Origin of the sequence: Flavobacterium frigoris PS1 (assembly GCF_000252125.1) — a bacterium.
GTDB classification, from domain to species: Bacteria; Bacteroidota; Bacteroidia; order Flavobacteriales; family Flavobacteriaceae; genus Flavobacterium; species Flavobacterium frigoris_A.
In genome coordinates, this window is the sequence record NZ_AHKF01000034.1 from 1 (window position 1) to 11029 (window position 11029).

Genomic DNA, 11029 nt, shown 5'->3' on the forward strand with positions numbered 1-11029 from the left:
TGTTCATTTTGAAAGATGTATTTTTATTATTGGCCCCGTGAACTGATGGGGAAAACTTCTTAGTTGTAAAAAGTGAATTTCAGAATTCTATAATTTTGTCATTTCAATGCCCAACCGTGCTGCTTTCGTGCATTTTTTAGAGAAATTTGTAGGCACTAATATGTTTTTCATTTTTTATCGATTTATTTAATTATGCAATTATAACTTCATTTCCAGAGAGCGTTTCCTTCTCAAAACAATCTAGATTATAAATAGTGGTTTCGGCTATATTGGTCAAAGCCGTTTCCGTTAAAAAAGCTTGATGACTTGTAATTAATACATTGTTAAAAGTCATTAATCGGGCTATGACATCATCTTGTAAAATATCTTCAGAATGATCTACAAAAAACAATCCTTCCTCTTCCTCATAGACATCCATTCCAAAATATCCGATTTTTCCACTTTTTAATCCTTTAATGACAGCCTTGGTATCTACTAATGCACCGCGGCTGGTATTGATAAGCATTACACCGTTTTTCATTAAATTAATGTGTTTAGCGTTAATTAAATGTTTGGTTGAAGGTAGTAATGGTACGTGTAAACTTATTATATCTGATTGCTTACAAAGCGTTTCGCAATCCACATATTGTACGTTATAGTTATCTACTAAATATTTATCTGCAACTACATCTTGAGCAAGAATATTACAGCCAAACCCATGAAGTATTTTTATGATTACAGCACCTATTTTTCCTGTTCCAATAACACCAACTGTTTTTCCATTAAGATCAAAACCCGTGAGTCCATTTAATGAAAAATTTTGATCTCGAACCCTATTATGTGCTTTAATCAATTTGCGGTTTAATGCTAGTATCAAGGCCATTGTGTGCTCTGCGATAGCAAAAGGGGAGTAGGCAGGAACCCGAGAAATCTTGATTCCCAATTCAGTAGCTTTTTCAATAGCTACGTTGTTATACCCAGCTGTACGAAGGGCAATATATTTGACACCCAAAACACTTAATTTTTCGATAACCTTTACCGAGGCATCGTCACTCGTAAATAAACTGACAGCTTTAGAACCTGTAGCAAGAATGGCGGTATCTTCAGTCAAACGATTTTCAAGCAATTTTAATTGATGTATACTACTATTATTTGCCTTAATAATATAGGGCTCTTCAAACTGATGCGTACTGAATATAGTTGTTTTCATTTTATTTTCGTTTTTGTAAACCAAATAGTTTTATGAGATCTTTAATTCTTTATTTTACTACGGATTTAAACATATTTAAAAGGTGTTTTGTATAGATACTACTCAACTTAAACTTCGTTTTTGTATTATATAACTAAATGTTTTTTAATTATCCTGTGTTTAGGTTGATTGCATTGTTTTTCATCATTACAACCACATAAAAATAGATTATTCTCTTCTAATTGAGAAAGGGCTGTTCTTTTAGTTACCCAACGATCCATATGCAATCTTGCAATAAAATAACAAATTGATGACTCCGCTCCCTGATTAATATTTATATGATCTCTTTCCAAACCATCATAACAGGATCCATTAACAGGGTTGTACATAATTTGATTAAGATGATTATTGCCAAGGAACCAACTAAAGGCAATTTGCAATTGTTCTTTGTATTTACTTTTTTGTGTTACTTCAAAAAATAATTCCAAAGTAAAAATGGTGTATGCTACTTCAATAGGCTGTTCACCATAAAAAGTACGTTGATTGCGTTTGTGGAACCAACCATTATTAGATATTACTTGGATTTTTCCTTTCATAAAATAATGCGATAACAAGAAGTCAAAGGTCACTTCTGCTATTTCTTTATATTTTTTGTTTCCTAAAATTAAATAGGCATACATCATAGCTTCGGGCACCACACTATTTGCATACGTAAGATAATCTTCGTACCAATTCCAGTCTGGCTCTGAAGTTAGCTCGTAGTACCGCATTAATTTATCTACCAGCTGTTGTGTTATTTTTTCAATATTAGTTTTAGAAGTTTTATGAAAGTAGTAAAGCCCTTTTAAAGCAAAACCAATAGCTCTAGGCGAAATAAAATTTGCTAGGTTTGGCAATGCTTTTTGAAAACATTTTTCTGCATTTACGGTAATAGCCATTGGTAAAAATTGACTATTTGAAAGCACATAACCTAAACACCATAAAGCGCGACCATTAGCATCTTCTAGATTAACTTCTTGGTTTTGAATTGTTATTTTTTGGTCAAACCCTACATAATTTAGAAACCAACCATTATCTTGTTGTACAGTATCTATAAAGCTCAAATAACTGGTTATCAACTTTAATGTTCGTTTATCGTTATTAGTCTTATAGTACATTACCATAGCGATTAATGCTCTAGCATTGTCATCAAGAGTATAGCCTGAACTGGGATCTGGTGTGCTAAAATGAGAGAATTGCAACATGCCAAAATGGGTAGAGAGTTCTTGAATGTGCTTTGGGTTTATAGGAGGAAGTTGATAGCTTAAATGTTCCTCTTTGTTGGTGATTTCTCCAAACACTTTGCCATATCCAATTGCAACGTTTTGCCAACTTGTAGCGCGCATTTTGGAAAATGCATTGTTTCCCATGCTTAATCTTTCCTCTTTATTTTCAATTAAATAGAGAATAGCTTTTTGAAACTGTGCTGGATCATGAAACCCCTGTAGTAATATTCCGTTTGACCCATCAATTAACTCATTTGCATGTGGAATAGGTGTTGATATCACCGGACAACCTGTGCTCATCGCATATACAAACGTTCCGCTTACTGCTTGATTAGGGTCTTTAGAAGAAAACAGGTATATATCTGATGAATTGAGATATTCCATCAGTTCTTGAAGTTCTAGGTATTTATTAATAAACGTTACATTGCTTTGAAGATTGAGATTGTCTATAATAGAAATTAATTTTTCACGATATTGTTCCCCCTCTTTCTTAAAGACTTCTGGATGAGTTTTACCCAAAATCAAAAATAAGACATTAGGATGTTCTTTCACAATTTGTGGCAGTGCATAAAGCACAGTTTCAATATTTTTGTTCTCACTGATTAGCCCGAAGGTGGACAAGACAACTTTACCTTGAAAATCAAATTTTTCCTTTAGAGCCATCTTATCTTTCCACAGGACAATGTGCGTACCATGAGGAATTACTTTAATTTTTTCTGAAGAAATCCCATATTCATCGATTAATATTTTTCGGGAGTTATGGGTTTGTACTATTAATTTTTCTGAAAAATTATTTATGGCCTCAATGATATTCTTTCTTTTGCTATCTGGATTGGGTAATACCGTGTGGAAAACCGTAACTAATGGTTTGTTTACGGCCAGCATAAATGACAAAATATGTTCTCCATAGTCTCCTCCAAAAAGCCCAAACTCATGCTGTATACAAACCATTCCTACATCATTCCGTTCATTTATAACATTGGCTATTCTTCTATATTCGGTCAAAATAGGAGTGTACAATATATCTGTAATATCATCTCTGTCTTTACATCGCTCCATATCGTTTTCCAAGGCATATATTTCGACAGGTAGTGTACAGCCATAGATGGTGTTCAAGGCATTGGAAAGATCCTGCGAAAAGGTCGCAATGCCACACTCCCTAGGAGGAAAGGAAGAAATGAGTATCATTTTTAGATTTGCGTCCATAATTTAGTTTTTTTATTTAATAGGTTTTGTTACTTTAATTCAGTTGTTACTTTTTGAAGCCTTGTTTGGTTTATTTTCCTGTCAAGGATGTTTTTTTAGTTCAAGTAATAATTGTTTTAAACTTAACTTGGCAACGGCAATATGTTTATCTGCTGCCCCATAATAGATATAGAGATCATCATCAAACAAGGCCGTTCCAGTAGGGAATACAACGTGGTTTACCACACCGTTTAATTCCCATTCCGCTTCTGGGGAAAATAGGGGATAAGGTAAGCGGGCAATTACTTTTTCAGGGTCATTTATATCCAAAAGAGCAGCAGCGGCATGATAGGTTTTTCCGATGTTGGTTTCACAAACACCATGGTAGATCATTAGCCAACCGTCTTCTGTTTCAATGGGTGGGCAACCTGCCCCGAGATAGTTTACTTCGAAATTATACAGTGGATCCAAAACTATATGGGAGGAGAGGTCTTTTAAATAATTTTCCCAAAATTCTTTGGTTAGATTTTCCCACTTCTCAAATTGCACGATCTGAATACCAGGCCAGATGCGATGAAGCATAACAAATTTTTCATTAATCTTTCTGGGGAAGAGCACAATATCTTTATCCCTTAAAAGCCTATGTTTTTCCTCTACCAGTCCTATTTGGGCAAAAAGATTATAATAGTGATAATATTTTGGGTTCAACTTTTCCTGATTACAGTGTTCAATATGATACTTATATTCTTTATAATTAATAGGTGGAGTTATAATTCCCTTTTTTTCAAAATGTTTTAGGTCTTTCGAAACTGCCAAAGCACCCATAGCGTTGATTCCATCATAGGCTGTATATGTCATATAATAAAGCCCCTCGATTTTAACTATTCTTGGATCTTCAACGCCATGTTTTTCATAAGTAAAATCTCTGGAAATAAATGGTCGATCAAGCCTTTCAACAATCTCGAACGATCCTTTCGACCTAGCATAGCCAATAGTTGAAAAATTGCCATCTTCCACAGCTCGGTAAAAAATATGTACTTGTTCACCCTCCTGGAATATTCCTGGGTTTAGTACTCCATGATTTTCAAAGAGTTTATCTGTTGGACTTAGTATAACTCCTAGTTTTTCTACTGCTATCATAGTATTGTTTTAATTGAATAAATTTTTTTTAAAAAATTTATTCAGGTTTAGTCCTATTGTATTTGTCTTTTAACCTAACTATGTCATTTTTATCAAAATTTCCAAAGGCTATTTCAATTATGGTTACTGAAGTATCGGAAGTCTTTATTTGGTGTACGGTTTCTTTTGGAATAAAAAATTCATCACCGTTCTTACCAATTTTGGTTTTATCTCCAATTGTGAAAATTCCTGTTCCATCTATTACTTTCCAGAATTCATCTCTATTATGGTGAAATTGCAGACTTAGTTCTTCGTTTGGATTCACAGTGAGTATTTTTACCGTGCTTATCTCATTATGGGTGAAGCGTTCGAAGTTTCCCCAAGGTCTTTCTTCTTTATATATTTTCATTTTTTTAATTTATTTTCTGCCATAACAATATTCTCCATTCCTTTTAGCAAAGCGTCTGGATTAAACGAAATACTATCTATCCCACACTCCACTAAAAATTGGGCGTAATCTGGATAATCACTAGGAGCTTGCCCACAGAGACCAATTTTTACCCCAAGTGCATTTGCCTTTTCAATAGCCATTTTAATCAATTGCATAACGGCAGGATCGAAAGGGTCGAATACCTCGCTCAGTAATTCGGAGTCACGATCGACGCCCAGTGTGAGTTGTGTAAGGTCATTTGAGCCGATTGAAAAACCATCAAAATATTTAGCAAATTCCTCAACTAAAAGGGCATTGCTCGGTATTTCGAGCATCATGTACAGTTGCAACCCGTCAACACCTCTTTTTAATCCTTTATCGTCCATCAACTGGATGACTTTCTTAGCTTCCGCTACATTCCTGACAAAAGGAAGCATCAATTTTACATTAGTAAAGCCCATATCTTCCCGAACTAATTTCATTGAGTTACATTCCATTTCAAACGCTTCTCGGTATAGTGGATGGTAGTAACGGGAAGCTCCCCGAAAACCAATCATCGGGTTTTCTTCCTTGGGTTCAAATTGATGTCCACCAATTAGGTTTGCGTATTCGTTAGATTTAAAATCACTCATTCTTACGATCACATCCTTCGGATAGAAAGCTGCCGCAATATTGGCAGTTGCTTCTGCTAATCTCTGGATGAAATAATCCTGTTTGTCAGCATAATAGTGTGTCAGTTTTTCAATTTCCTGACGTACCTTTTCATCTGTAATTTTTTCAAAATGACGCAGTGCCATTGGATGAATCCGAATCGCATTATTGATGATGAATTCCGTGCGCATTAATCCTATACCTTCATTAGGTAAGACGGAATATGAGAAAGCTTTATCTGGGTCGCCGAGTATAAGCATCACATCAGTTTTAGGTATTACTATTTTTGAAAGGTCAATTTCCTTTTCATCCCAGCTAGCTTTCCCTTCGTAGATGAATCCCGTATTTCCTTCAGCGGTGGAAACCGTAATAAGTTGCCCGTCCTTTATTGTTCGGGTGGCATCGCCTGTACCAACAATGGCAGTTGCGCCCACTTCGCGAGCCACGATGGCTGCGTGTGAAGTCCTTCCTCCCTGGTCAGTTATTATTGCGCCCGCTTTTTTAAGTACTGGATCCCAGTCAGGGTCCGTTCTACCCGTTACCAATATCTCCCCTTTAGCTAGTTTATCCATCTCGGAAGGTGATTTTAGTAATCGAGCCTTTCCCGATACAATACTATTTCCAAGACCAATACCTTTGCAAATTAGTTTCCCTTTCTCTTTAATTTTATATTCTTTGAACAAGGTATTTTTTGACTTTTGGCTATGGACAGTTTCGGGTCTGGCTTGTACTATAAATAGTTCACCAGTCGCACCGTCTTTTGCCCATTCTATATCCATGTGTCTTTTGTAATGTTGTTCTATAAATACTGCCCATTGTGCCAATTTAGTCACTTCTACATCACTTAATATAAAAGTCTGTTGTTGATCCAAGGAAGTATCTAAGTTAATAATTGCATCTTCGGGCTTTAGTATATCCTGAACCGATTTTTCTGAATAGATCATTGTTTTTTCCTTCGTTCCCAACTTTCGCGAAATAATGGCTTGCTTCACTTTACCTAGGAACGGCTTGAATACTAAAAACTCATCGGTGTTTACACTACCTTGCACTACGTTTTCACCCAAGCCCCAAGCTCCGGCGATTAAAACTACTTTCTCGAACCCTGTGTCTGGATCAAGCGAAAACATTACGCCTGAACAGGCTTTATCTGAACGAACCATTACTTGGACTCCTACCGAGAGCGCTACTTTTGAATGCTCAAAGCCATTGTCTGTTCTGTATTTAATGGCTCTATCGGTATAAAGTGAAGCATAGCAACGTAGGCAAGCTTTCAATAGATTATCGATACCGGTAACATTTAAATACGTTTCCTGCTGACCTGCAAAACTTGCATTTGGAAGATCCTCAGCAGTTGCACTACTTCGTGCAGCAAAGGAAACTTTTTCACCATATTTCGTAGTTAGATAATTATATCCTTCCTTTATTTTTTCCTTTAGTTCTTTGTGAAACGAGCCACTTAGTATCAATTGTCTACATTTTCCCCCAACTTGATGAAGGTTAGCAAAATCACTGGTATCAAGTTTCGACAACGCATCAATCAATTTGTTCCTTAAATCATTGTAGTCGAGAAAATCCCAATACGCATCTGAGGTAAGGGCAAAACCATCTGGCACTGCAATTCCTTTATCAGCTAAATTTTGATACATTTCGCCAAGTGAAGCATTTTTACCTCCAACTTGTGTGATGTCATTAATGCCTATTTCGTTAAAATATTTGATATATGTTTTCATTAGTCTTTATTTAATTTGTAATTAATTCTAAAAGCTCTTGTAGTTCATCATTTACTTGATGTTGTTTGACTACTTCTTCAAAAACGGTAAAATGCAATTGATTGTTTAAAACACCAGCCATTACGTTTTTTTTACCTAGCAAAAGAACATCAATTGCTGCTACTCCCAAACGAACACCCAACATTCTATCTAACGCAGATGGATTTCCACCACGTTGTACATGTCCTAATCGTGTAATTCGCAAATCAACATTGGCATTAATTTCCTTTATTTTTGTCGCTAGAAGTTCTGCACCTATTTCATCGCCTTCAGAAACTACGACAAGAAAAGCATCTTCGCTATCGTAATTTTTTACCTTATCTAATAAATATATAAAATCTTTGCCACTCTCTGGAATTAGTATGGCATCTGCGCCAGTGGTCAACCCTGAATGAATGGCAATGTAGCCAGAATCTTTCCCCATAACTTCGACTATAAAAATCCGATTGTGCGATTCAGCGGTATCACGTATTTTATCTATGTTTTCGATTGCTGTATTTACCGCTGAATCAAAACCCAGTGTATAATCTGTACCAGAAATATCATTGTCGATAGTGCCAGGAATGCCTATAAATGGAATATCACAAATTTCTGAAAATGCTAATAAACCTTTAAAAGTACCATCACCTCCTATGGCTATCAAGGCATCTATATGGTTTGTATGTAGGGTTTGCAATGCTTTTTTACGTCCTTCCAATTCCATAAAACGTTTGCTTCTTGCTGTTTTTAGAACGGTACCTCCAGTATGTACCAATTTTTGTAAATCGTATGATTTCAATGTTGTGAAATCTCCATCTATCAACCCTTCATATCCTTTTTTAATACCTGTCAATTTTATACCATTCTTTTCCGCTGCTTTTGCTATTGCATACAAAGCAGCGTTCATTCCCGGGCTATCGCCTCCAGATGTAAATACGCCTACATGTTTAATTCTATTAGTATTCATTTCTCTTTATTTATATTATTTTCCATTCTCACTGCATCAATTGCAGGGCTGGTATTTGTAGTTTTCTATGCAATGGCAATAATTGTTTTAATAATCTTCTTGGTTTCTTCTGGATTACTTACTTTAATTGAAGTGACTCCTAATTCTTTGACGGGATAATCATTTCCTCCAGGAAATAGAGCATCTCCAATAAAAACCATTTCATTCAAAGCTATTCCGAGAATATCCTGCAACTTTATGATACCGTACGCTTTGTCTATTCCAAGTTTTGTGATATCAATCGATGTTGTGCCACCCAAGCGTATTGTAAATTCTGGAATAAGATTATCGAGTATCGCCTTTATTTTTTTTCGTTGCGTAAAAGAGGAATCCCATTGTTTCTTTATTTCCAAAGGTGCATCTTGTCCCAACGCTGAAAAGGTTATCTGGCTTCCTCTATCCTCAACAACATCGCCCCATTTTTTAACTATTTTTAAATCAATGGTTGCGGCAGCTTCGTCCAGCGAATGAACTATTTTGGCCTTTTCTGTTGTCGAGAAATCCTCAGAATATAATTTGCTCCAACCATTATTATATTCATAGAATTTAGTTCCACAAGTAGGTAATAGGAATAAATTGTTAAAATTATTATTTATTGCAAATTCGGATAGCAGTTGCTTTTTGAACTGCGGCCAATCACCACCTGAGATCACCGCTACTTTCATTATACCGAGCAATTTTTGCAACAGCACTTGCATTTCGGCATCAATCGGAGATTTACTTTCTGCAAGAGTACCATCTAAATCAAAAATGACCAGTTTTTTCATAGCGCTTTGTTTGTTATTTCATTTTTTTTTAAATACTATTTTTAAAAAACATCTTCATTTAATGCTGTATAAAGAGGATTGTTTAAGATAGATAATGAACCGCATGCAATTTCATATCAGAGGTGAATTCATAAACTCTCGGTATGCCTGTAGCTAGGGTAATATATGCGATTTCTGTTTCGCTGATTTTCTCCAAATACATCATTATAGCTCTCAAACTATTACCATGAGCAACTATTAGCACATTTTTATTGGCTTGGAGCTGTGGTTCTATTTCTTTTAGAAAATATGGAATCGTTCTTTCAAAAGTATCTTTTAGACTTTCTCCATTGGGAGGACGAGCATTGAAACTTCTTCTCCATTCATGCACTTGCTCAGCGCCAAATTTATTTTCGGTTTCGGTTTTGTTTAATCCTTGTAAATCGCCGTAGTTTCTTTCGTTTAGGGCTTTAGACTTAAAAACGAGTATTCCCATGTCAATTTCTTTTAATACTATTGATAAAGTACGTATCGCACGTTTCAAAACTGAAGTAAAAGCAAGTTTTATATTATAGTTTTTTAGCAAAATTCCAGCCTGTTTTGCTTGCGCTTCTCCATACGGAGAAAGGTCAATATCAACTTCACCTGTAAATCTATTTTCAAGATTCCAAGTAGATTGTCCATGGCGAAGAATGATAAGTGTTGACATTATTTAGTTGTTTTTTCTAAATGTTTTTTTTAATTGCTAAATTCTTGAATAGTTTGCCATACAAAATTTGGTTCTTTTAGAAAAAATTGATGATCACCCTCATTAGAAGTAACAATTTTTGCGTTTGTAAATTCCTTCGACAAGCTTAAAGTATTTTCGATAGGTGCTGTTGTGTCTTTTTTTCCGTGAATGAATAATACATCTTTATCTTTTATGTTTTTGACTAAAGCGAATAAATCAGTTTTAACAATTACTTCATTGAGTGAATAATTAAAACTCTGCCAATGATGTTTTTTTGCATCTTCATATACATCATCTGTAAGGTTTGCGGGTTTAAATGCACTCGACATAAAAACGGGATGAATCATACAAATGTATTTAGAAAATTTGCTGGTTGAAATTCTATCCATAAACGAATGTTTGGACATAATCCTCTTAAATTCGTCTTTGTCTATGTAAACAGGTATGCTTATAAAAACGCCTGCTGTAAACCAATTGGGATGCTTCTCTAAAAGTGCTAATGAAATTATAGCTCCCATAGAATGTCCTGCAATAATTTTTTTTTCATCATTGAACCCTTCTTTTTTAATTATTTTTTCAAGTGCGTTTAATTGTACGGAAAGTGAATAACTACTATTAGGTTTTGGTGATTCACCAAAACCTAATAAATCTATCAATAATAACTTGTGCGTTTTAGTAATACTATCCAAATCTCTTTTCCAATAGTTTTTTGAGCCAGTTAAACCATGTATTAAAATCAATTTTGTTGTTCCAGAACCTAAAATTTCATAATTCAGTAACATAGTTTCAGGATTGTATTTTGGGGCATTTATCACCTTAAAATATTGGTAACCAGCAATAATTCCAATAGGAAGAATTAATACTAAAAAGATTATTAACAATGTCATTTTGCCGAGTTTTAGAAAGCTTTTGCTATTATTTTTATAAAAATATATCTAGTTAAAGAATTAACCTTTTCTTCGATTATTTAGCCAATGGTTA

The 11029-nt window shown here is 34.9% G+C and carries 9 protein-coding genes; all 9 read right to left on the reverse strand.

Features of this window, described 5'->3' with window-relative positions; all coding sequences use genetic code 11:
• Window positions 1-190: 190 nt before the first annotated feature.
• The 9 genes from HJ01_RS16725 to HJ01_RS16765 all read right to left on the reverse strand — a co-directional run bounded on the left by HJ01_RS16725 (window position 191) and on the right by HJ01_RS16765 (window position 10935).
• The gene (locus tag HJ01_RS16725) at window positions 191-1189 is read right to left on the reverse strand and encodes a 2-hydroxyacid dehydrogenase (RefSeq protein ID WP_040474099.1); all 999 of its coding nucleotides are present in this window, start codon (window positions 1187-1189) and stop codon (window positions 191-193) included.
• 125 nt (window positions 1190-1314) lie between these two features.
• Window positions 1315-3639, reverse strand: a complete 2325-nt coding sequence (locus HJ01_RS16730; RefSeq protein WP_007139696.1) for a glycosyltransferase — start codon at window positions 3637-3639, stop codon at window positions 1315-1317.
• Between the two features lie 81 nt (window positions 3640-3720).
• Window positions 3721-4758 carry a pesticidal protein Cry7Aa gene (locus HJ01_RS16735; RefSeq protein ID WP_007139697.1) on the reverse strand — a complete coding sequence of 346 codons (1038 nt, stop codon included), beginning with the start codon at window positions 4756-4758 and terminating at the stop codon, window positions 3721-3723.
• Between the two features lie 37 nt (window positions 4759-4795).
• Window positions 4796-5146, reverse strand: coding sequence for a phosphomannose isomerase type II C-terminal cupin domain (locus tag HJ01_RS16740; protein WP_007139698.1), 351 nt, complete (start codon window positions 5144-5146; stop codon window positions 4796-4798).
• Window positions 5143-7548 carry a phosphoenolpyruvate synthase gene (gene ppsA, locus HJ01_RS16745; RefSeq protein WP_007139699.1) on the reverse strand — a complete coding sequence of 802 codons (2406 nt, stop codon included), beginning with the start codon at window positions 7546-7548 and terminating at the stop codon, window positions 5143-5145. The genes HJ01_RS16740 and ppsA overlap by 4 nt, the downstream gene beginning before the upstream one ends.
• A 10-nt stretch (window positions 7549-7558) precedes the next feature.
• Window positions 7559-8533, reverse strand: coding sequence for an ATP-dependent 6-phosphofructokinase (locus HJ01_RS16750; RefSeq protein ID WP_007139700.1), 975 nt, complete (start codon window positions 8531-8533; stop codon window positions 7559-7561).
• Between the two features lie 65 nt (window positions 8534-8598).
• On the reverse strand, window positions 8599-9339 hold the full coding sequence (locus HJ01_RS16755; RefSeq protein ID WP_007139701.1) for an HAD-IIB family hydrolase: 741 nt from the start codon (window positions 9337-9339) through the stop codon (window positions 8599-8601).
• Between the two features lie 82 nt (window positions 9340-9421).
• Window positions 9422-10027, reverse strand: a complete 606-nt coding sequence (locus tag HJ01_RS16760; protein ID WP_007139702.1) for a 2,3-bisphosphoglycerate-dependent phosphoglycerate mutase — start codon at window positions 10025-10027, stop codon at window positions 9422-9424.
• 29 nt (window positions 10028-10056) lie between these two features.
• A complete protein-coding gene (locus tag HJ01_RS16765; protein ID WP_007139703.1) occupies window positions 10057-10935 on the reverse strand; it encodes an alpha/beta fold hydrolase in 879 nt (292 codons plus the stop codon).
• Window positions 10936-11029 lie beyond the last annotated feature (94 nt).

Excerpts from the sequence above, each read along its gene's own strand:
- HJ01_RS16725 (WP_040474099.1), bottom strand. The coding sequence starts at position 1,189 with ATGAAAACAACTATATTCAGTACGCATCAGTTTGAAGAGCCCTATATT.
- HJ01_RS16730 (WP_007139696.1), bottom strand. The coding sequence starts at position 3,639 with ATGGACGCAAATCTAAAAATGATACTCATTTCTTCCTTTCCTCCTAGG.
- HJ01_RS16735 (WP_007139697.1), bottom strand. The coding sequence starts at position 4,758 with ATGATAGCAGTAGAAAAACTAGGAGTTATACTAAGTCCAACAGATAAA.
- HJ01_RS16740 (WP_007139698.1), bottom strand. The coding sequence starts at position 5,146 with ATGAAAATATATAAAGAAGAAAGACCTTGGGGAAACTTCGAACGCTTC.
- ppsA (WP_007139699.1), bottom strand. The coding sequence starts at position 7,548 with ATGAAAACATATATCAAATATTTTAACGAAATAGGCATTAATGACATC.
- HJ01_RS16750 (WP_007139700.1), bottom strand. The coding sequence starts at position 8,533 with ATGAATACTAATAGAATTAAACATGTAGGCGTATTTACATCTGGAGGC.
- HJ01_RS16755 (WP_007139701.1), bottom strand. The coding sequence starts at position 9,339 with ATGAAAAAACTGGTCATTTTTGATTTAGATGGTACTCTTGCAGAAAGT.
- HJ01_RS16760 (WP_007139702.1), bottom strand. The coding sequence starts at position 10,027 with ATGTCAACACTTATCATTCTTCGCCATGGACAATCTACTTGGAATCTT.
- HJ01_RS16765 (WP_007139703.1), bottom strand. The coding sequence starts at position 10,935 with ATGACATTGTTAATAATCTTTTTAGTATTAATTCTTCCTATTGGAATT.